This window comes from Arcobacter sp., from assembly GCF_050300555.1.
GTDB lineage: Bacteria > Campylobacterota > Campylobacteria > Campylobacterales > Arcobacteraceae > Arcobacter.
Genome location: NZ_JBNKXY010000005.1, coordinates 51,016 through 69,973 on the forward strand (window position 1 = coordinate 51,016; position 18,958 = coordinate 69,973).

26 protein-coding genes are annotated in these 18,958 nt (G+C 27.4%); 14 read left to right on the forward strand and 12 right to left on the reverse strand.

What is annotated here, in order from left to right; translation table 11 throughout:
• Positions 1-142: 142 nt before the first annotated feature.
• From ACQY5W_RS04920 to ACQY5W_RS04930, 3 genes are all read left to right on the forward strand, one after another.
• Complete coding sequence (locus ACQY5W_RS04920; RefSeq protein WP_428023834.1) at positions 143-460, forward strand: nucleotidyltransferase family protein; 318 nt, start codon at positions 143-145, stop codon at positions 458-460.
• Positions 453-818, forward strand: coding sequence for a HepT-like ribonuclease domain-containing protein (locus ACQY5W_RS04925; protein ID WP_428023835.1), 366 nt, complete (start codon positions 453-455; stop codon positions 816-818). Before ACQY5W_RS04920 ends, ACQY5W_RS04925 begins: the two co-directional genes overlap by 8 nt.
• A 306-nt stretch (positions 819-1,124) precedes the next feature.
• Positions 1,125-1,748 carry a LysE family translocator gene (locus tag ACQY5W_RS04930; RefSeq protein WP_428023836.1) on the forward strand — a complete coding sequence of 208 codons (624 nt, stop codon included), beginning with the start codon at positions 1,125-1,127 and terminating at the stop codon, positions 1,746-1,748.
• Between the two features lie 81 nt (positions 1,749-1,829).
• Here ACQY5W_RS04930 and ACQY5W_RS04935 read toward each other — a convergent pair whose 3' ends face one another.
• Entirely contained in the window at positions 1,830-2,096 is a 267-nt protein-coding gene (locus ACQY5W_RS04935; protein WP_428023837.1) for a type II toxin-antitoxin system RelE/ParE family toxin, read from the reverse strand.
• Complete coding sequence (locus tag ACQY5W_RS04940; protein ID WP_428023838.1) at positions 2,096-2,344, reverse strand: type II toxin-antitoxin system RelB/DinJ family antitoxin; 249 nt, start codon at positions 2,342-2,344, stop codon at positions 2,096-2,098. Before ACQY5W_RS04940 ends, ACQY5W_RS04935 begins: the two co-directional genes overlap by 1 nt.
• 145 nt (positions 2,345-2,489) lie before the next feature.
• Between ACQY5W_RS04940 and ACQY5W_RS04945 the strand changes: the two genes are divergently transcribed.
• Together ACQY5W_RS04945 and ACQY5W_RS04950 are read left to right on the forward strand one after the other, a co-directional pair.
• The gene (locus ACQY5W_RS04945) at positions 2,490-2,741 is read left to right on the forward strand and encodes a type II toxin-antitoxin system Phd/YefM family antitoxin (protein ID WP_428023839.1); all 252 of its coding nucleotides are present in this window, start codon (positions 2,490-2,492) and stop codon (positions 2,739-2,741) included.
• Positions 2,731-3,015, forward strand: a complete 285-nt coding sequence (locus ACQY5W_RS04950) for a type II toxin-antitoxin system RelE family toxin (protein WP_428023840.1) — start codon at positions 2,731-2,733, stop codon at positions 3,013-3,015. The genes ACQY5W_RS04945 and ACQY5W_RS04950 overlap by 11 nt, the downstream gene beginning before the upstream one ends.
• Positions 3,016-3,084: 69 nt before the next feature.
• Here ACQY5W_RS04950 and ACQY5W_RS04955 read toward each other — a convergent pair whose 3' ends face one another.
• Complete coding sequence (locus ACQY5W_RS04955) at positions 3,085-3,414, reverse strand: hypothetical protein (RefSeq protein WP_428023841.1); 330 nt, start codon at positions 3,412-3,414, stop codon at positions 3,085-3,087.
• A 197-nt stretch (positions 3,415-3,611) separates the two neighbouring features.
• On the opposite strand from ACQY5W_RS04955, the gene ACQY5W_RS04960 reads away from it, so the two are divergent.
• Entirely contained in the window at positions 3,612-4,067 is a 456-nt protein-coding gene (locus ACQY5W_RS04960) for a hypothetical protein (protein WP_428023842.1), read from the forward strand.
• 19 nt (positions 4,068-4,086) lie between these two features.
• Here the strand turns inward: ACQY5W_RS04960 and ACQY5W_RS04965 are convergent, their stop codons facing one another.
• Positions 4,087-6,345, reverse strand: a complete 2,259-nt coding sequence (locus ACQY5W_RS04965; RefSeq protein ID WP_428023843.1) for a glutamine--tRNA ligase/YqeY domain fusion protein — start codon at positions 6,343-6,345, stop codon at positions 4,087-4,089.
• A 195-nt stretch (positions 6,346-6,540) separates the two neighbouring features.
• Here ACQY5W_RS04965 and ACQY5W_RS04970 point away from each other — a divergent pair, with 195 nt between their 5' ends.
• Positions 6,541-7,035, forward strand: coding sequence for a redoxin domain-containing protein (locus ACQY5W_RS04970; RefSeq protein ID WP_428023844.1), 495 nt, complete (start codon positions 6,541-6,543; stop codon positions 7,033-7,035).
• 20 nt (positions 7,036-7,055) lie between these two features.
• Here ACQY5W_RS04970 and ACQY5W_RS04975 read toward each other — a convergent pair whose 3' ends face one another.
• Positions 7,056-7,805 (reverse strand): hypothetical protein, encoded by a 750-nt coding sequence (locus ACQY5W_RS04975; protein ID WP_428023845.1) that lies wholly within the window; start codon positions 7,803-7,805, stop codon positions 7,056-7,058.
• Between the two features lie 162 nt (positions 7,806-7,967).
• Here ACQY5W_RS04975 and ACQY5W_RS04980 point away from each other — a divergent pair, with 162 nt between their 5' ends.
• On the forward strand, positions 7,968-8,798 hold the full coding sequence (locus ACQY5W_RS04980; RefSeq protein WP_428023846.1) for a bifunctional helix-turn-helix domain-containing protein/methylated-DNA--[protein]-cysteine S-methyltransferase: 831 nt from the start codon (positions 7,968-7,970) through the stop codon (positions 8,796-8,798).
• Here ACQY5W_RS04980 and ACQY5W_RS04985 read toward each other — a convergent pair.
• Genes ACQY5W_RS04985 through ACQY5W_RS05005 form a run of 5 tightly spaced genes read right to left on the reverse strand, consistent with a single transcriptional unit; the run spans position 8,788 to position 12,826 of the window.
• Entirely contained in the window at positions 8,788-9,408 is a 621-nt protein-coding gene (locus tag ACQY5W_RS04985; protein WP_428023847.1) for a LysE family translocator, read from the reverse strand. The genes ACQY5W_RS04980 and ACQY5W_RS04985 overlap by 11 nt on opposite strands.
• Before the next feature lie 25 nt (positions 9,409-9,433).
• A complete protein-coding gene (locus ACQY5W_RS04990) occupies positions 9,434-10,015 on the reverse strand; it encodes a class I SAM-dependent methyltransferase (protein WP_428023848.1) in 582 nt (193 codons plus the stop codon).
• Between the two features lie 32 nt (positions 10,016-10,047).
• A complete protein-coding gene (locus tag ACQY5W_RS04995; protein WP_428023849.1) occupies positions 10,048-10,647 on the reverse strand; it encodes a pyridoxamine 5'-phosphate oxidase family protein in 600 nt (199 codons plus the stop codon).
• Between the two features lie 8 nt (positions 10,648-10,655).
• A complete protein-coding gene (locus tag ACQY5W_RS05000; protein ID WP_428023850.1) occupies positions 10,656-11,237 on the reverse strand; it encodes a DJ-1/PfpI family protein in 582 nt (193 codons plus the stop codon).
• A gap of 11 nt (positions 11,238-11,248) precedes the next feature.
• Positions 11,249-12,826 carry a molybdopterin-dependent oxidoreductase gene (locus ACQY5W_RS05005; protein ID WP_428023851.1) on the reverse strand — a complete coding sequence of 526 codons (1,578 nt, stop codon included), beginning with the start codon at positions 12,824-12,826 and terminating at the stop codon, positions 11,249-11,251.
• An 87-nt stretch (positions 12,827-12,913) separates the two neighbouring features.
• Between ACQY5W_RS05005 and ACQY5W_RS05010 the strand changes: the two genes are divergently transcribed.
• Positions 12,914-14,281, forward strand: a complete 1,368-nt coding sequence (locus ACQY5W_RS05010; RefSeq protein ID WP_428023852.1) for a PLP-dependent aminotransferase family protein — start codon at positions 12,914-12,916, stop codon at positions 14,279-14,281.
• Here the strand turns inward: ACQY5W_RS05010 and aat are convergent.
• Positions 14,276-14,947 (reverse strand): leucyl/phenylalanyl-tRNA--protein transferase, encoded by a 672-nt coding sequence (gene aat / locus ACQY5W_RS05015; protein ID WP_428023853.1) that lies wholly within the window; start codon positions 14,945-14,947, stop codon positions 14,276-14,278. The genes ACQY5W_RS05010 and aat overlap by 6 nt on opposite strands.
• Positions 14,948-15,028: 81 nt before the next feature.
• Here aat and ACQY5W_RS05020 point away from each other — a divergent pair, with 81 nt between their 5' ends.
• Positions 15,029-15,361 carry a DUF6172 family protein gene (locus tag ACQY5W_RS05020; RefSeq protein ID WP_428023854.1) on the forward strand — a complete coding sequence of 111 codons (333 nt, stop codon included), beginning with the start codon at positions 15,029-15,031 and terminating at the stop codon, positions 15,359-15,361.
• On the opposite strand, the gene ACQY5W_RS05025 is transcribed toward ACQY5W_RS05020, so the two are convergent.
• A complete protein-coding gene (locus tag ACQY5W_RS05025; RefSeq protein ID WP_428023855.1) occupies positions 15,362-16,219 on the reverse strand; it encodes a damage-control phosphatase ARMT1 family protein in 858 nt (285 codons plus the stop codon). It abuts the gene before it with no gap.
• Between the two features lie 144 nt (positions 16,220-16,363).
• Here ACQY5W_RS05025 and ACQY5W_RS05030 point away from each other — a divergent pair, with 144 nt between their 5' ends.
• The 4 genes from ACQY5W_RS05030 to ACQY5W_RS05045 all read left to right on the forward strand — a co-directional run bounded on the left by ACQY5W_RS05030 (position 16,364) and on the right by ACQY5W_RS05045 (position 18,918).
• Entirely contained in the window at positions 16,364-17,662 is a 1,299-nt protein-coding gene (locus ACQY5W_RS05030) for an NCS2 family permease (RefSeq protein ID WP_428023856.1), read from the forward strand.
• A gap of 3 nt (positions 17,663-17,665) precedes the next feature.
• The gene (locus tag ACQY5W_RS05035; protein ID WP_428023857.1) at positions 17,666-18,115 is read left to right on the forward strand and encodes a phosphoribosyltransferase; all 450 of its coding nucleotides are present in this window, start codon (positions 17,666-17,668) and stop codon (positions 18,113-18,115) included.
• A 77-nt stretch (positions 18,116-18,192) separates the two neighbouring features.
• Positions 18,193-18,447: a hypothetical protein gene (locus ACQY5W_RS05040; RefSeq protein WP_428023858.1), complete on the forward strand. Its 255-nt coding sequence runs from the start codon at positions 18,193-18,195 to the stop codon at positions 18,445-18,447.
• A 69-nt stretch (positions 18,448-18,516) separates the two neighbouring features.
• Positions 18,517-18,918 carry a DUF423 domain-containing protein gene (locus ACQY5W_RS05045; protein WP_428023859.1) on the forward strand — a complete coding sequence of 134 codons (402 nt, stop codon included), beginning with the start codon at positions 18,517-18,519 and terminating at the stop codon, positions 18,916-18,918.
• The last annotated feature ends 40 nt before the right edge of the window (positions 18,919-18,958 follow it).

Here is an 18,958-nt window from a genome sequence, read left to right on the forward strand (position 1 = left end):
TCAATTTTCATTGAACTATTTAAAAATTATATTCATTGATTTGATTCTAGGAATATTGAAATAATAATTCTTTTGCTGGTATCTTATATTGTTTTTTTTAAATATTTGTTATACTTATCCTAATTAAAAAGGAATTATTAAGATGTCAGTATTAGCTAAGAGCGAAATTTTATCAAAATTAAAAGAATTGAAACCTCAATTTAACAAAGAGGGTTTTATTATAAAAGCACTGTTTGGTTCTTATTCTAGAGATGAAGCTACTGAAAATAGTGATATAGATATATTAGTTGAAGCTACACCTGAGTTTGCAAATAGATATGGTTTTCAAGCTATTAGTAGAATAAAAGAGATTCAATCAGAAATAAGCTTATTATTTGGCGTACCTGTTGATTTAGCCGACAGTTCAGGTATGGGAAAAACTGCTAAAAAATTTATTTTAGATAGAGCAATATATGTCTAAAGAATCTATAAGTAAAATATACTTAATAATAGAAAAGATAGAGTATATTGAAAAAATAGTTGATAATGCTGGAAGTATAACAAAAGCCTTAGAAGATGTTATAACAATAAGACCTGCAATTTTGATGCACTTAACAGCTATTGCTGAACAATTTGATAAACTAAAAAAATCCCATGCTGATGATATATTAAGCGAATTTGATAAAGAAGACTTAAAAGGTCTATATGATGTAAGAACATATATCGCTCATGATTATGAAGGTATAAATTTAGCAATCATAGAGTGGATTATAAGAAATGGCTTACCCAAATTTAAGATGCAATGTGAAAAAGTTATCGAAAATAAATCAAATCACTAAACATACTTTTTAAAGATTCCTACTTTAAATCAAAAAAATATCATAGTCATTAACAGATGTTAACTCCCATAATATTTTTTCAATTTTCATTGAACTCTTTTAAAATCTTATTCACTAAATTAATGATGGAAAAAGAAAATTTTTTCAAGAATTAGAAAAATATTTTAAAAATTTAAAATAAATTATTAAATAGTACTTCCCTCTATCAATTTTTATAATAGATAAATTTCCTTATGAAATTGCTATTTGTTACTTAAATTATTATATAATGAATATCAGATAATTTTATTTAATGAAAGAATAGAAATGGAAATAATTAGTTTTTTATTTATTGCTTCATCAATTGTCATTATATTAATACCTGGTCAAGATATGATTTTAGTTATGTCTAGATCAATTGCACAAGGAAAAAAAGCTGGAGTAATGACGGCTTTAGGTGTAAGTATTGGTCTTATGGGACATACAATTCTTGCAACTTTAGGGCTTGGAGCATTATTAATTGCTAGTGAGTGGCTTTTTAATTTAATAAAGTATATTGGTGCAGCTTATTTAATATATCTTGGATATCAACTCATTATGTCAAAAACTCATAAATTAGCAATGAATGATATCCCTCTAGTCTCTTATAAAAGAATGTTTATACAAGGTGCAATTTCTAATATAAGCAATCCTAAAATCACAATATTTTATTTTTTATATTTACCACAATTTATAATACCAAATGGTGGAAATGAAACATTGCAATTATTTATTTTGGGTTCAACTTTTGCCTTAATTACTTTTTTCTTAAAAGCACCAATAGGATTTATTTCTGGATTACTTTCTTCTTGGATAAAAGAAAGACCTATTGTTCTAAATTATATTCATAAAACAAGTGGTTTAATACTTATGCTTTTGGGATTGAAATTAGCAATGAGTGAAAGAAATTAAGTACATAATTATAATTTCATAAAATTCTAGAGACAGAATATATAATAGGATATTCTTACGTGCTTTTTGTGTTAAATAAACTTATTTGAAAAGCTGACTATGTGTTCCTATTCTTGCTAAGGTTATTTTATCTTCGCTTCTATGATAGATGACTAACATATCTCCACCTAGGTGAAATTCTCTGAAATCTTTCCATTCTCCATTTAGTGGATGGTCAATTACTTCTGTTGGTAGTTCTTTTTCTTCAAGGAGTAGATTAAAGTATTTAATCATTTTTTCAAATTGTGAGTTTGATAAGTTTGCTTTTTTTAAGTCATTGATAAATTTTTTATGACGAAAAAGAGTCATTATTTTTTTAACTCATTTAAGTCAAGTTTTTCAATATTTTTATTTTCTAAAATATCTTTCATCACAGATTTTGTTTCTTTATTTGGTATTTTTATTTCAAAAGGAATACCATTATTTAAAGCTACTTGAGTAAAAAACATATTTACTGCATCTCCCATACTAATACCTAGTTGTGCAAAAATCTTTTTTGCTTCTTCTTTTGTATGTTTATCTAGTTTTATACTAGTTGTTTCTCTAATTGCTACCATAATTCACTCCTTGTAATACTATAGTATTATAGTATAAGTTTTGTGAGTATGTCAAGCTCGTGTATTGTACTAATACAACTATTTGACATAAGTTAATTTAAATGCTAAAATAAGTACTAAAAAAGGTATTTAAAAGGATATTAAAATGAACTCTATTTTAGCAAACTATTCTGCTAGTATTAGTGAGCTTAAAAAGTCTCCATCTTCTATAATTGAAGATGCTGGTAGTGAAGCTGTGGCTATTTTAAATCATAATAAAGCAAGTGCTTATTTAGTACCTGCTCAAACCTATGAAAAACTTATGGAGATAGTCGATGACTATTTAGTTTCAAAAGAGATTGATAAGAGGCTTCATGATGGCTCAAATCTTGTAAAAGTAAATATCGATGAGTTATAGTCTTAAATTCCATGAAAAGGCTTTAAAAGAGTATAATAAACTAGACTTATCCATAAAAGAGCAGTTTAAAAAGAAGATTATAGAACGCCTTGAAAATCCAAAAATCTTAAAAGATAAGTTAAGTGGTTATGATAATATTTATAAAATAAAACTTAGAAGTTCTGGGTTTAGACTTGCTTATGAAGTTAGGGATGCAGAAATAGTAGTCATAGTTTTAGCTGTAGGAAAAAGAGAAGATAATAAAATTTATGAGATGCTAAGAAAGAGATTTTAAATTTTAATTTTAGCCGTTGAGTTTTCTATTCTTACTAAGGTCATTTTATTTTCGGTTAAATGATAACTATCAGAGTTTTGCCAACATAACTAGAATAAATGGAACATGGTATTTAGGTGCACCAACGATATTAAATATTTTACATGTTACACCGGCAAATTTTAAAATATCATCTTTAGTATATTCATGTTCGTAGGCATTATCAAATAACTCTAATGTTTTTTGTGATACTAACTCTAAGTCATCACAATTAACAATATCCTCATCAAGTGATTTTACAAATTTGCATGCATGTGGGAATATTTCTAATAACTCTTTTAACTCTTGCTCTTCAATACCTTCTAAAAGTTGTGAATACTTATGGAAAAAATCGCTTATCTCTTGAAATTTACAAACCATATTATTACCTTCTGTTTATTTTTTAATATACAAAAAGTGTGCCATGTCCTTTTTTCAATCAGAAAAAATAAAGATAATAAGTGACGAAAATTTATACTTTTTAGGCATGAATTTAATATTAATAATAATATTCCTCTTTTTAACTTTTTTCTGCATATTCTTTCTGTATAATCCAAATTAACTTATGTGGAGTGCAAATGCAGATAAATGAACTAAAAGAATATATAAAAGAGAATTCTTATTTGATATATGAATATATTAATAGTGAAGTATTAAAAGGAATAGGGAAGATAAATCATGATTATTTTTTAAAACTCATAGAGGATATTTTTGAAAAACAATCTTATATAAAAATAGATGAATTAAATATCAATCCTAATATATTCCCTTATTATATTTTTACTTTGCTTTTTGGAAAAGGGAAGATGGATTATACCTCTTTTAGAAATGAAACGATTAATTTTAGTGAAATAAATAAAGAAGCCTCTGTTTATTATAATTACGCACGATTTAGCTTAGAAAATGATTATTTATGTGTTGATTTGATGCAGACTAAAATAGGTGGTATGCCTATATCTGAAGATATCGTAAAATTTTCTAAAAAAATCCCTATAAAAAATGATGGCTTAGAGAAGTTTATTAAAAAAAGCTAGTATCAAACTAGCTTTTGATTTATGAATTTAATTGCTTTGTAACTAACTCATTTACTACTTTTGGATTTGCTTTTCCTTCAGTTGCTTTTAAAACTTGTCCTACAAAGAAACCAAATAGTTTTTGATTACCACCTTTGTATTTTTCTTTTATTTCTGGATTTTTTGCGATAATTTCATCAATAATAGGCAAAATAATATTTGGGTCACTAATTTGTATCAAGCCTTTATCTTCAACTATTTTTATTGGTTTCTCTCCACTTTGTGCCATCTCTTCAAATACTTGTTTTGCTATTTTATTTGAGATAGTTTCTTCATCTACCATTTTAATAAGTTCTGCAATTTCAACTGCTGTAAATTTAAGCTCATTGAGTTTTTTTTCTTTTAACTCTTTTGCTACTTCGTTTGTCACAATATTTGCTAAGGTAATAGGGCTGTTTAGTTGTGATAAAGCTTCTTCATAAAATGATGATAGTTGTTCATCTCTAGCTAAGATATTTGATACTTCATTGTTTAGGTTAAGCTCATTTGTATATTTTTCAAAAAGTGCTTTTTGTTCTAGGTTTAAAGGTTCTGCTTCCCCATGAATCACCTCTTTTTTAGGCTCAATTTTTGGTGCAGGTTTTGTTTCTGTTTTAGTTGTTTTTTTAGCCCAAGAATCTTTTAGTCCTACGATTTTGTTAAATACAGGTTTCTCACCACTGTAATCTATTGGGTCAGCATAAAAATAACCTTGTCTTTCAAACTGAAATCTCTCATCAACTTTATCAGTTATAACTGCAGGTTCTACAAGTGCATCTTTTATGATTGATAAAGAGTTTGGATTTAAATCTTCTAAACCTTCTGGTGCTTCATTTTTGTACAATCTATCATAAAGTCTTACTTCGATTTGTTTTGCTTCTTTAGCATCAACCCATTGAATAGCACTTTTTACTTTTATACCACTTGTATCTTGCCCACTTTTTGAGTTAGGATTATATTCTGCTTTTATTTCTATGATATTTCCATTGGTATCTTTAATTACTTCTTTACAAGTGATAATATAAGCATGTCTTAGTCTTACACTTTGTTCAGGTGTTAGACGATTATACTCTTTTGGAGGATTTTCCATAAAATCTTCACGTTCAATATAAATTTTTTTTGAAAAAGGTATTTTTCTTGAACCCTCTTTTGGTACATCATGTGGGTAGTATGAAGCTTCTATTTCTTCAGTTCCCTCATAGTTTTCAATTGTTATTTTAAGTGGGTCAAGTACACACATAACCCTTGGTGCTTTTTTATTTAAATCATCTCTGATACAAAACTCTAGTTGTGATACATCAACCATAGAGTTTGCTTTTGCAATACCGATTTGGTCACAGAAGTTTAAAATAGATTCAGGTGTGTATCCTCTTCTTTTATATCCAGCAATAGTAGGAAGTCGTGGGTCATCCCAGCCATTTACATAGTTACCATTTACAAGCTCTAAAAGCTTTCTTTTACTCATAACAGTATAATTAATACCTAATCTTGCAAATTCATGTTGATAAGGTCTTGGGGGAGTTAGATTAAGAGTATCTAATACCCAGTCATAAATATCTCTATTATTTTCAAATTCTAGTGTACAAATTGAGTGAGAAACCCCCTCAATATAATCAGATAAACAATGAGCAAAATCATACATAGGATAAATACACCACTCATCACCTGTTCTAAAATGATGTGCATGTCTGATTCTATATAAAAGAGGGTCTCTCATTTTCATATTAGCTGCACTCATATCAATTTTAGCTCTTAAAACATGTTCCCCTTCTTTAAATTCACCTTTTTTCATTCTTTCAAGTAGGTCAAGGTTTTCTTCAATAGAACGTTGGGCATAAACACTTCTTTTCCCAGCTTCTGTAACAGTTCCTCTATATTCTCGAATTTCTTCTTCATTTAGACTATCAACGTATGCTTTCCCCATCTTAACAAGTGCAACTGCATAGTTATATATTTTAGGAAAGTAATCAGAAGTAAAATATACGTTATCTCCCCAATTAAACCCAAGCCATTGAACAGCATCTTTAAGAGCCTCAACATATTTTGTATCTTCTGTAGTTGGATTAGTATCATCCATTCTAAGGTTACAATAACCATTATAATCACGTGCAATACCAAAATTTATACAAATAGATTTTGCATGACCTATATGTGGAAAACCATTTGGTTCAGGAGGGAATCTTGTAATAATTTTTTTATATTTGTTTGATTTTAAGTCCTCTTCAACTATTGTACGTAAAAAATCTTTGCTCTCACTCATTGTTATTAAACCTTTAAATAAATCGTTTTAATTTTGAAACTTTTATAAAAGCAATATTTTATCAAATTAGTGCTTATATTAGAGGTTTTGATTAAAGTACAAAATATGTGATATCAGATATTTATAAAATTCTAAACATATTACTAACAATAATAAACTATAATTTATTTAATATAATCTTTTATAAGGAAAAAATTGAATAATAAGATAAAAAAGTACCTAAAAGAAGCTGTTATACTTATGTTTGTATTAGCAATAGCTATGAATATAATTAGTTATTATAAATCACTTGATTTAAATAAAGACAAACTAGATATCACATCTTTTACACTTCTTGATAAAAATACTTTCATAATATCAAAAGCTAAGCCTTTACTTCTACATTTTTGGGCTACATGGTGTCCTATTTGTAAACTTGAAGGAGAAAATATTGAAAAAATATCTAAAGAGTATGAGGTAATTAGTATAGTAGTTCAATCTGGAAGTGATGAAGCGATACAAAATTATATGAAAGAGCATAATTTAAGTTTTAAAGTTGTAAATGATAAAGATGGAATTTATTCACAAAAATTTAATATAAAAGCTTTTCCCACAACATTTATATATGATAAAGATAAAAAACTAAGGTTTAGTGAAGTAGGGTATACAAGTACTTTTGGGCTTTATACTAGAATGTTATTAATTAAATAAAAAGAGAGAAAACTCTCTTTTTAGAATTTGTATGCCAATCCTACATAAGCTCCTGAGTAGTCTAATTCTAACTTCTCATTTGAATCTGACTCTATGTTAAGATTTTTTGACATATATCCAGCTTTTAGGCTTAGGTTTTTAACTGATGGAATTCCTACATTAAGTCCAGCATAATATTCTGAATAATCTCCATAACTTCCAAGTGTCATAAATGCTCCTTTTACTTCTAGTGCAAAATCATCAACTATATCGTATTTTAAGTCTAATGCTAAAGTAGGTAAAGGTGCTGTAACATCATAAGATTCATTTATTCCTGTTGTTACTAAACTTGTTTGTAAGTCAATAATATTTAAATCAATACCTGCATCAATATTTAATTTATTATCAGCTAGAGGTTCAAAATTATATCTATAACCTAGTTGGTACCATTGTGTTTTTAGTTTTGTATTTACATTTGCACCTATTGTATAAACTTTATTATTAAAAGTAATACTTCTAGTAATTACACTTGATTTATCATAATTACTTTTTTCATAATTTAAGAAAAATTTGTGTTTTTTACTATCTGTTGTATAAGTAAGTGTTGGTTTTATAGATGTTTTTGTGTCATCAAGTTTCAAATCATTTTTAAGATCGATTTTTGTTCCTTTATATTGAACACTACCACCAACTTCAATTCTTTGTGCTCCCAATTCTAAACCAAATTCATCTGCATATAAAGATGAACTAATTCCAAATATCATCATACTTGTTATTATTTTTCTTTTCATTTTCTTGTCTCCTAAAATAATTGTATTAATAATAACATAAAAAATCTTATATTAATTGAGCTTTGTATAAAAAATAATTTTTAAATAAATAGATTATAATTATTATTTTAAAATAGCAAGATTCGGATTGTAAATTTTTATTTAAAATAATATACTTTGAGTATGAATAAACTAGAAGAAAAAAGTAAATACTACGAAGATATTAAAAAAGCTATTGAATATTTTGATAAAAACTATTCTACTCAACCAAACTTAGATGATGTTGCTAAATATATAGGAATGAGTAAACACCATTTTTCAAGAGTTTTTAAAGAGTATGTTGGAGTTAGCCCTATACAGTTTTTACAAGCAACTACCTTTTCACATGCAAAAGAGAAATTAAAATCTTCAAAATCCTTACTCGATACTACTTATTCTTTAGGATTATCAAGTTCAAGCAGACTTCATGAATTATTTGTTAATTTTGTTGGTGTAACTCCCAATGAATATAAAAAAATGGGTGAAAATCTTGAAATAACCTATGGATTTGGATTTTCTTATTTTGGTAAAACTATGATAGCAATGACACAAAAAGGTATATGCTCTTTGGAGTTTTATGATGAGCTTCCTGATGAGGTATTTAAAAGGCTTCAATCCACTTGGTATAAAGCAAAGTTTATCCATGATGATAAAAAAGCCCAAGAACAGTTGAATAATATATTTTTAAATAATGGAAAAGTAAATCTTTTTGTAAAAGGAACAAATTTTCAAATAAATGTATGGAAAGCCATACTAAATATACCTAAAGGAGAAATTTCAACTTATAGTAATATTGCAAATAGTCTTGGCAATCCAAAAGCTACAAGGGCAGTTGCAAGTGCAATTGGCTCAAATCACATTGGTTTTTTGATTCCTTGTCACAGGGTTATTTCAAAAAGTGCAGCAATGGCTGGCTATAGATGGGGAATAAATAGAAAAAGAGTTATTATAGCTTATGAACAATCTAGATGTTAAAAGCTAATTTTATTCCCATCAATCCTAAAAATCCACTAAAAAAAATACTAATTCTTTTTTTATATTTATAATAAGTATTTTGTGCTTTCTTTGTGGACATAAGATATGCAACAATTATATACCATGTGGCATCAACCAAAAATGATAAAATGCAAAGAATTATATATGAATACGCAGGAACATTTGCTGGTAAAAAAGCAGCAAAAATTCCTCCAAAAACGATTGCTGTTTTAGGATTAGTTAGTTGAGTAAAAAGTCCTAATAAAAAGGATTTAAATAAGCCATGTACTTTTGTTTTTTCTATTTTTTGAATATCATTTATTTTAGAACTTCTCCAAATTTTGTATGCTAAAAAACATAAATAAAACCCACCTAATATTTTAAAAAACACATACATCCATGGTACATTTTCAAGTATGATATATAAACCAATACAAGCCAATAATGCAAAAAATGAAGCACCAACACCTAGCCCCAAAGCTATAGCGATAGCATCATTTCTTGACTTAGACATAGCTGTCTGCGTAACTATAAAAAAACTAGGACCAGGTGATATTGAACCTAAAAGTATAGATAAAATTATAGGTAAAATAAATAAATATTCTGACATTTAAACTCTCCAATACTTTATAAATTTATTCTTTTGAAGCTTTTTTTACAACAATATATTGTTTCATCATTTTATATAATTCATAATCTTCATTTTCAAATTCATCATAATCTAAAATCTCAAATTTATTATCAAAAAAACTTTTTAACTCATCTTTTTGCAACAAAAAATCAGGATTTGATGGTGGCTTTTCATTTATCTCATCATACATGTATGTTTCAATAAATAGTATTCCATCGTTTTTAAGGGCAGTTTTTAATTTTGGTATTAAATTTCTATCAAGAAAGTTTGTCATAATGATGAAATCATAGGAGTTCTTAGGTATTTCATATTCATCTAAATCAACTAATTTACAAGTGATATTCTCAAAGCCTTTTTTTTCAAGTTCATTTAGGGCAATTTGAGAAATATCTATTGCTTCAACTTCAAAACCATTTGTTGCTAGATAAATAGAGTTTCTTCCAGCTCCACTTGCTACATCAAGAGCTTTTTTGCCTTTTACTTTTGTAAGTAAGTTGATTAGTTTATTACTAGGCTCTCTTTTTTCTAGTAAAGAGGGCGTAGTTTGGTATTTTTTATCCCATTTCAATTTATCATTTAGTGCCATATTTTCTCTTTTTGATATTTTTTGATAAATAATTATACTCTTTTAAACTCTTCAATTAACTTCAAGGTTTCTAAATCTTTTGTTGTGCCTCGTTGTTTTAAATGGCTTGTAACTCTTTCATATCTCTCTTTAGTAAAATTTTGACCTAATTTAAATTTTGCCTTTGTTTGCATTGGTACAAGTTTATATATACATGTGGCAGCAATGATTTTTTCATACATGGCATCATTTAGAGGAGTGTAGTTTCCTTCTTTTTGATATTTTTTCATCAACGCTTCTAAGGCTTGGGCTTTTTTATCATAATCTTCTACAAATTCAATTTTACCATCTATAATGATGGATTTAAATAGATGAGTTGCTGGTGCTGCATTTCCTGTATCTGTACTAAAATAAGATGGAAGTAAAGAATAAGCTTCAACAACTGAAAAACTTGCATTTGCATTTTTATTTATATAATCTATTTTTTTACCCTTTTTTGCTCCATGAAAAAAGATTTCATTGTTATATTCTACAAAATTTATAGGAAGAGAATAGGGTTTATTTTCCATACATAAAGCAAGAGTTCCATATTCTGCATTATCTAAAACTTCTTTTATTAGTTTTTTATCTGTTATTTCTACAATTTTTTGCATTTTTTACCTTAATTCATTACCCAATCAAATTGCATTTGTTTGGCTGTTTTATTTGCCAATTCTAAATTTTTCATTTTTGAAACAAGGTGTAAACTCATATCAATACCTGCTGAAATACCAGCACTTGTGAGTATATTCCCTTCATCTACCCATCTTACATTTTCAACTACATCTAAACTTGGATAATCTTTTCTTAAATCAGGAATATCTTCCCAATGTGTTGTTACAGTATGATTTGTAATAATTTCTGCTTGGGCTAATAAAAATGCACCAGTACAAACAGAAGCTACTATTTTTGTATTTTTTGATTGTTTTTTTATCCAATTTATTACAGTAGTTTTTTTTACTTCTTCTGTATGAATTCCACCTACTATGATTAATACATCAGTTTGGGGTACATTTTCAAAAGTATAGTGCGAGTTGATTTTATAATTACCCCTTGCTATTATAGTAGTCTCTTTTTCACTTATTAAAAAAACATTAAACTTTTCTTTCTCTTCTAAAAATCTAGAAGCCACAGAAAATACTTCAAAAGGTCCAGAAAAATCTAAAACTTCTGCATCATCATAAATATAAATTCCAACATTCACTTTAATCTCCTTTATCTTACAGCCAATTTTATATCTTGAAAAGTCGCATTTGTACCACAATCACTTAGTTCATTTGAGGTAATTTTGTTTACTTGCTTATTTCCTGCATATATTAATATAGAGTTTGGATATACCTTTTCATCATTTTTGACTTTGATTTGTATTGTATCTATTTTAGATGAAATTATTATTATTTGATTATCAATAAATCCTCTACTTGGATGAACATAAGCATATTCATCATATTTAAATTGTGAGTTCAAAGTATTTGTATTTTTTGATGTTAGAAGATAATATTCATCATCTTCTAAATCTAACAATTCTACATTTTTTGTATCTTGTTCGATAAATTTTATATTTGGCTTATCCTTTGTTTTAGTCTTAAAACAATCAAGGTATTCATCTTCACTAAGAAGCCCATCAAATTCAAACTCTTTAAACAAATAGGAAGTAAGTTCATATTCACTAATTGCATAATCATTTTCTTCACATATTTCACAAAATGTAAGTTCATCATGTCCATAACTAAGTCTTACATCTCTTTTTTGTAAAAAAGTTTTTGAAGGAATGATTATATCAGCATATTTTGAAGTTTCATTAGCTGTTGTACCCATAAAAATAACAAAGGTATTTTTTAGTGATTCTACAATATAGTTGCTATTTGGAGCAGATATTACAGGGTTTGCTCCTTGTATAAATACCACATCATAATCATCAAATTTAATATCTGCATAACTACAAGTTTTAGTTGGAGTTACAGATATTTTATTATCAAAAGGGAAGGCACTATTTTCTAAGTACCAAACACCTTTATTTTTACCATCAAAAAGATTTAGTTTGTTACATACTTTATCTATCTCATGAAATATAACTGCACCTTCTTTATATTTTTGAGCTCCAATACCAAGCATTACAGATACTTTTTTATTGGTTAATAGTTTTATTGTTTTTTTAAACTGTTCTTGTGTGATATTGAGTTTTTTTAAATCATTTACGTCTATATTTTCATTATCAAAAGCTTTTTGTAATAACTTTGCTAAAAGATAATCTCCCTTTGGAGGTATCTGTAAAAAAACTTCAGATTTTGAAGCAATGGGTGTTTTTACTGGGTCAATAGTGATAAATATTTTATCTTTTATTAATTTGTAAATATGAGCTGATGTTTGTGTAAGATTTCTTCCCCAAACTAAAATCACTTCACTATTTAAAAGATCTTTTATGTTTGGATTTACATTATATTTTCTACCTAGTTCAATACCAGCTTCTCCTCCAGCATCACAGATACTTCCACTTGCAAAGGTGGCACCAATTTTTTCAAAGAATTTCATTGGAATTTTTTGCATAACACCCATATTTCCTGTTCCTTTGTAGTATAAAACTTTTTGATTGGGTTGTTTTAATTTATCTATAACTTTTTTTAGTGTTACTTCTAAGTTTTTATCAATAATATTTTCTTCTTGTATAAGATATGCAAAATTTTTACAAAGTTTTTTATTAGTTATGTAGTCATCATTTGGTTTACAAATCCCATCTTTATATACAACTTTACAAGCATCAAAACAATCCATTGGACATGCTGTTAGTTTCATTTTGAACCTTTAAATTTTTTGTGATAATATATCATTTATCTGTACTTGTAACAAGTGCCAAAATATTTATAAAGTTAGGGGACAGTTTTGTATTTTATTGATAAAAATAGTAAAACACCTCTTCATATCCAATTATATGAAGAGATAAAAAAAGAGATAATACATAATCTAAAAGTTGGGGATAAACTTCAATCTATAAGGAAAGTTGCTACAATATATAACTTAAGTAAAACAAGTGTTGAATCAGCATACTCTCAACTTGTAGTAGAAGGGTATATTGATAGTTATCCCAAAAGTGGTTATGTTGTAACTGATACAAATTATAAAAACTTTTCAAATGATTTTAGTACAGATATTGAAGTGGAAGAAGAAAAAGATGAATTTCTTTATGATTTTTTTCATGCAAGATTAGAAAAAGGTTCTTTTCCTCTTAAGTTATGGAAAAGAATTTTTAATAAAGCTATTGATGAGAGTTTAGATTTTTGTACTTACCATGATTCTAAAGGAGAGTACGGTCTTAGACTTGAAATTGCAAAATATTTAATAGAATCAAGAAGTGTAAAGTGTAGTGCTAGTCAAATAATTATTTGTAATGGTTTTGGCGATTCTATAGAGCTTTTGATAAGACTTTTAAACAAAAGATATGATACTTTAGCTATAGAACATCCTGGTTATTATGTGGCTAGAAAAGTTTTTGAAGCAAATAATTATAAAATAAAAAATATTCCAGTAGATAAAAATGGGATTGATTTAGAAGAACTGAAAAATTCAAAAGCAAAATTAGTTTATATTACCCCTTCTCATCAATACCCAACCGGAGTTACTATCCCCATATCCAATAGATTGAAATTATTGAATTGGGCAGAGACAAATGAAGCTTTAATTATTGAAGATGATTATGATAGTGAATTAACATATGAAAATAGACCAATTCCTTCATTACAAGGTTTGGACAAAGTTGGAAGAGTTGTATATGTTGGAACTTTTGCTAAATCTTTATCTCCTGCAATTAGAGTGAGTTATATGGTAGTTCCTAAATTTTTATTAGAAGAATTCAATGAAATATATGAATCAAGAGTATGTTTATTTACACAAAAAACTTTAGAAAGATTTATGAGTGAAGGGCATTGGGACAAACATTTACGTAAAATAAGAACACTCAATAAAAAGAAACATAACCTAATGAAAAAATATCTTGAAGAAAAATTAGGAACTACTGTGAAAATAGTAAATCAAGGTGGAGGATTATCTATTCAAATTAAGCCTTGTGTTTCTTTTGATTGGGAAAAATTAAAAAAATTAGCACTTAAAAATAAAATAAAACTTTACTATGCAAAAGAGAGATGTGGTGGAGAATGGGAAGCTCTTATGATGGGATTTGGTGGATTTAGGGAAGAAGAGATAGAAGAAGCGGTAAGTGCTTTTTCTAAGATTTGGTTTGAGTGTATTTTATGAGTTACTTTTTAAGATTTTAAAATACTCTTCTCTACTTATCTCTTTTGCACCCAAACTTGCAAGATGGTCGTTATAAACTTGACAATCAATTATTTTGATACCATTTTGTTTGGCTTGATTACATAAGTGGTAGAAAGCTACTTTTGAAGCATCTTTTTCTAGGGAGAACATACTCTCTCCACAAAAAACATTTCCAATAAGTAACCCATAAAGACCACCTACAAGTTTGTCATCTAAATAACACTCTATGGAAAAGGCATATTCAAGATGGAAAAGATTTGTATAAGCTTGTATAAATTCATGGCTTATCCAAGTGCTATCTTCATGTTTTCTTTTTATATTAGCACATGATTTTATAACATCTTCAAATCTTTCATTTGATTTCACTACAAAACCTTTGTTTTTTATAACTCTTTTTAGGCTTTTAGTTAATCTAAACTCTTCTGGATAAAGTACCATTCTTTTTTTTGGGCTGAACCAATGTATATAATTGTATTCGTCAATAAACCATGGAAAGATTCCATTTTCATAGGCATTGATCAATCTTTGAGGATGAAAATCTCCTCCAATAGCAACTAAATCATCATCCATCATATTTAATGTTGGAAAATCGAAGTTATTATCATCGAGAAGGTAAATTTTGTGTTTTTCATCTAGTATTTTCATATGAAAAATGTTATCTCATTTTCACTAAAAATTATCATTAAATAGAGTAATTTTAGATACAATTACAAAAAAAGGAAAAATTTGAAAAAGACTTTTAAACTTCATGTAGAAAATAAAAAAACAGAACGAGTTGTAGAATCAATAAAAAATGAGATAAGAAAATATATAAAAAGAGAACAAAGAAAAGCATTACCAAAAGATAAAAACTATTGGTTTTTTGATTGTAAATTTGGAAAAGGTGAAGAAACACCAGTTGAAATCCCACTTTCTCACGTAATTAAATCTATTGATTTAGCAGCAGCAGATAATTGCGAAACTTTTTATTTAGAAATTATTGCAAGAGCAGAATTAAGAAAAGAGAAACAAAGAGTTCAATCTCTTTATGATGAAGAGATTGAAGAAGAGGATATTTAGTTATCCTCTTTTTAAAACTATTTCTCCTAAATTTCTTGAAATAGTATTTGCAACAACATTACATTTAACTTTAAATAAAAAAAAGACTTTATTATCATTGTGTGATTCTAAGCACTCAAAATTACCCATGCCTTTTGATAATATCAACGGTGTTTTGTTAAATAACTCCATAAACTCTTTTGAAGCTCTACTTTTATCAAGTCCTGGAGTATCAACACCAGAACTAATCACTTCACAATATTTGTCAATACCACTTTGAAAAGCTTCTTTAGTAGTAATATCATTTATGATAGCTTTCCCTCTCGTTGCATAATATATTTTTAAATTTGGATATAAACTACTTATAGTTTTAATTAAAACCTTGTCAAATATATTTTCTCCTGCATTATCTGCTAAGATAATCAAAGAGTCCGTTTTTTCTAACTTTTCTTTAAATATTTTATAATCATTTATCGAAAAATCTGTTTCAAATATACTATTTATCTCTTGATCTAAACAAAACTCTTTTGTAGTGGCAAAATCAATTACATTGCCTGCAACAGCTGCTTTAATAGCTGTGAAAAGTTTATCTTCACTTAAAGAGATTTTTTTTTCTATTAAAGGTACATAGGTAGTTGCTTTTTTTATGGATTTTTGTTTTAGTTTTTCTAGTGGGTCTTTTAGATTAGTTTTTATTGCTAAATATTCATAAACATCTTTTGCGACAAAAGGAGGTGATTTTTTAAAATCAAAATTTAAAGCTTTTTTTTCTACTTCCTTATTTATTTCATTAGCTAAATCAACATCTAGGTCAAGGAGTTTTGTAGCTTTATTAATTTGTCCTACAATACACTCTACACAATCTTTTGTAATATTCATCTCTTCACTTTAAAATTTTTATAATTATAGAAAATAATTCTTTATCTTGGGTAAGTTTTATTTAGTTTAATAAGAAATAATCCAATTTAGGCTATTATTTTGCAACAAAAAATAGAGAAAACACTCTTTTTATTAGGATTAAAAATGGGATTTTTTAAATTAAAAAAAAATAGTACAGATGTAAAAACTGAATTTACAGCTGGGTTAACTACGTTTTTAACGATGATGTATATTGTTCCAGTTAATGGTTTTATACTCGCTGATGCTGGGTTACCTATGGATGCAGTAGTAACTGCTACTGCTTTAATTACAATTTTAGCAACACTTTTTTCAGGAATTTGGTCAAATACTCCTATTGCTATGAGTGTAGGAATGGGACTAAATGCTTATTTTTCCTATGGGTTAGTTTTAGGTATGAAAATACCTTGGCAAACGGCTTTAGGAATTGTATTTTTATCAGGTGTACTTTTTGTTATCTTGTCTTTTACTAATTTTAGAGTTTGGATAATGACTTCTATCCCTATGAATCTTAGACGTGCGATTAGTGCTGGAATTGGTACTTTTATTGCTTTTATCGGATTAAAACAAATGGGAATGATAGTTGATAATCCAGCAACATTAGTATCTTTAGGTGATTTTACAAAAGATACTGTTTTATTAGGTACATTTGGTTTGATATTAACTTTTGTTCTGTTTTCATATAGATTAAAAGGTGCTTTTATTTTTTCTATTCTTATAACTTCAATTATTGGTTGGATATTTGGAATAGGTATTGCTCCAGAAAAACTATTTTCAGCACCTGCTTCAATTGAGCCTATATTTATGCAACTTGATATTATGAGTGCAATCAGTTTGTCACTTTTACCAGTTATTATTACATTTCTTGTAACAGATATGTTCGATACTTTAGGTACTTTAACAGGTGTTGGTTCAAGAGCTAATCTTTTTCAAGAGAATAATAAAGAAGACAAATCATTACAAAAAACCCTTGAAGCAGATGCAATAGCAACAGTTGGTGGAAGTTTGTTGGGTGTTTCAACTACAACATCTTTTATTGAAAGTGCTTCAGGTGTTGAGCAAGGTGGAAGAACTGGTTTAACAGCAGTATTTACAGCATTGTTTTTTGTGACAACGCTGTTTATGTTACCTTTGTTTAAGGCAATTCCATCAAATGCAATTTATCCTATCTTGGTAGTTGTTGGTGTTTTAATGTTTAGTGAGCTTGGAAAAATAAATTTTGAAAAAGTAGATTTTGCCACATCAGCTGCTGCATTTTTCATTGTATTGCTTATGCCATTGACGTTTTCTATTACAAATGGAATCGCAACAGGGTTTATTGTTTATACGATTATCAAGTTAGTTAAAAATGAAAAAGAAGATTTAAATTTAGGAATTTTTCTTTTAACATTTATTTCACTATTAGTTTTTGTATTAAGAGGATAAAAGTTGCAAGAAAAATATTATTATGGTTATGAAGAGTTTAGAGAAGATACTCAAGTTTTAGTAGATAAATGTAGAGATTTTGAGCCTGAGATTTTATTGGGTGTTGCGCGTGGTGGTTTGACTTTGTCACATCTTATGGGACAAGCATTAGATATGAGAAATGTATTTACACTTAATTCTATTCATTACGAAGGTGAATTAAAATTAGATACTTTTAATATCTTTAATATACCAGATTTGTCACATGCTAAAAGGGTTTTGGTTATTGATGATATAGTTGATAGTGGTGAAACGATGAGAGAAATTTTAAGAATATTAAAGGAAAAGTTTCCAAATACAGAATTTAAACTAGCTACTATTTTTTATAAACCAACTGCTTGTATTACAGCTGATTATTCAGTGAAAATTGCAGATAAGTGGATTGAGTTTTTTTGGGAAGTAGATATTAAATAATATAGTTAGTATATAAATTATATATATTTAGTATATGTTGAGTATAATTTTAAGATTATAAAAATAGGAGATAATATATGACATTTATAGATTTTAAAAAGCTTCTTTTGGATGCTGAACTTACAATTCCAAAGTTTACTGCACTAATTAAAGTGAGTGAAAAAAATATCCAAGCTTATAAAAAGAAAAAAGAAGTTCCAAACGCTATAGCTGTTGTAGCTGCATGTTTTGCAAAAATGAATCAAGATGGTGTAGATTTTAGAGAAATTATTGACGAACTTGATTTAAAGAAAAAAGAGAAAAAAGGTGCAGGTTTCTCCTCTAAAAAATAATTATTAAATTTTTTAATTAAATTTAATTAATTTTTTTTCGATATACTTCCTAAAAACTAGGGAGTATAAATGTTAGTTACAAAAAATACAAAAATATTTTTAGTTATTGCCTCATTTATGATGGCTACTGTTATTGCAATTGGTGCCTTTGGTGCACATGGATTAAAAGCAACTACTGATGAATATTTAATGGCAGTTTATAATACTGGAGTTCAGTACCATTTTTATAATACTCTTGGGCTTTTTGCTGTTGCTTTAATCACTTACTTTTTACCAAATTCAAAACAAATTGTTGTTTCTGGATATCTACTTATTTTAGGTACTTTAATCTTTTCTTGTTCTTTATATTTGTTAGTTATTTTAAAAGTTTCATGGTTAGGTGCTATAACGCCATTTGGTGGAACTTTAATGATTATTTCATGGATGGTTATTGGTTTTACTTTAATAAATGAGTTAAAAATAAAAGAATAAAACGCATAAAGATAATCTCTTAACAATCATTACATAAAAT

Bases quoted from the DNA above. Each gene is read 5' to 3' on its own strand.
- ACQY5W_RS04920 (WP_428023834.1), top strand. From the start codon at position 143: ATGTCAGTATTAGCTAAGAGCGAAATTTTATCAAAATTAAAAGAATTG.
- ACQY5W_RS04925 (WP_428023835.1), top strand. From the start codon at position 453: ATGTCTAAAGAATCTATAAGTAAAATATACTTAATAATAGAAAAGATA.
- ACQY5W_RS04930 (WP_428023836.1), top strand. From the start codon at position 1,125: ATGGAAATAATTAGTTTTTTATTTATTGCTTCATCAATTGTCATTATA.
- ACQY5W_RS04935 (WP_428023837.1), bottom strand. From the start codon at position 2,096: ATGACTCTTTTTCGTCATAAAAAATTTATCAATGACTTAAAAAAAGCA.
- ACQY5W_RS04940 (WP_428023838.1), bottom strand. From the start codon at position 2,344: ATGGTAGCAATTAGAGAAACAACTAGTATAAAACTAGATAAACATACA.
- ACQY5W_RS04945 (WP_428023839.1), top strand. From the start codon at position 2,490: ATGAACTCTATTTTAGCAAACTATTCTGCTAGTATTAGTGAGCTTAAA.
- ACQY5W_RS04950 (WP_428023840.1), top strand. From the start codon at position 2,731: ATGAGTTATAGTCTTAAATTCCATGAAAAGGCTTTAAAAGAGTATAAT.
- ACQY5W_RS04955 (WP_428023841.1), bottom strand. From the start codon at position 3,414: ATGGTTTGTAAATTTCAAGAGATAAGCGATTTTTTCCATAAGTATTCA.
- ACQY5W_RS04960 (WP_428023842.1), top strand. From the start codon at position 3,612: ATGCAGATAAATGAACTAAAAGAATATATAAAAGAGAATTCTTATTTG.
- ACQY5W_RS04965 (WP_428023843.1), bottom strand. From the start codon at position 6,345: ATGAGTGAGAGCAAAGATTTTTTACGTACAATAGTTGAAGAGGACTTA.
- ACQY5W_RS04975 (WP_428023845.1), bottom strand. From the start codon at position 7,805: ATGAAAAGAAAAATAATAACAAGTATGATGATATTTGGAATTAGTTCA.
- ACQY5W_RS04980 (WP_428023846.1), top strand. From the start codon at position 7,968: ATGAATAAACTAGAAGAAAAAAGTAAATACTACGAAGATATTAAAAAA.
- ACQY5W_RS04985 (WP_428023847.1), bottom strand. From the start codon at position 9,408: ATGTCAGAATATTTATTTATTTTACCTATAATTTTATCTATACTTTTA.
- ACQY5W_RS04990 (WP_428023848.1), bottom strand. From the start codon at position 10,015: ATGGCACTAAATGATAAATTGAAATGGGATAAAAAATACCAAACTACG.
- ACQY5W_RS04995 (WP_428023849.1), bottom strand. From the start codon at position 10,647: ATGCAAAAAATTGTAGAAATAACAGATAAAAAACTAATAAAAGAAGTT.
- ACQY5W_RS05005 (WP_428023851.1), bottom strand. From the start codon at position 12,826: ATGAAACTAACAGCATGTCCAATGGATTGTTTTGATGCTTGTAAAGTT.
- aat (WP_428023853.1), bottom strand. From the start codon at position 14,947: ATGAAAATACTAGATGAAAAACACAAAATTTACCTTCTCGATGATAAT.
- ACQY5W_RS05025 (WP_428023855.1), bottom strand. From the start codon at position 16,219: ATGAATATTACAAAAGATTGTGTAGAGTGTATTGTAGGACAAATTAAT.
- ACQY5W_RS05030 (WP_428023856.1), top strand. From the start codon at position 16,364: ATGGGATTTTTTAAATTAAAAAAAAATAGTACAGATGTAAAAACTGAA.
- ACQY5W_RS05040 (WP_428023858.1), top strand. From the start codon at position 18,193: ATGACATTTATAGATTTTAAAAAGCTTCTTTTGGATGCTGAACTTACA.
- ACQY5W_RS05045 (WP_428023859.1), top strand. From the start codon at position 18,517: ATGTTAGTTACAAAAAATACAAAAATATTTTTAGTTATTGCCTCATTT.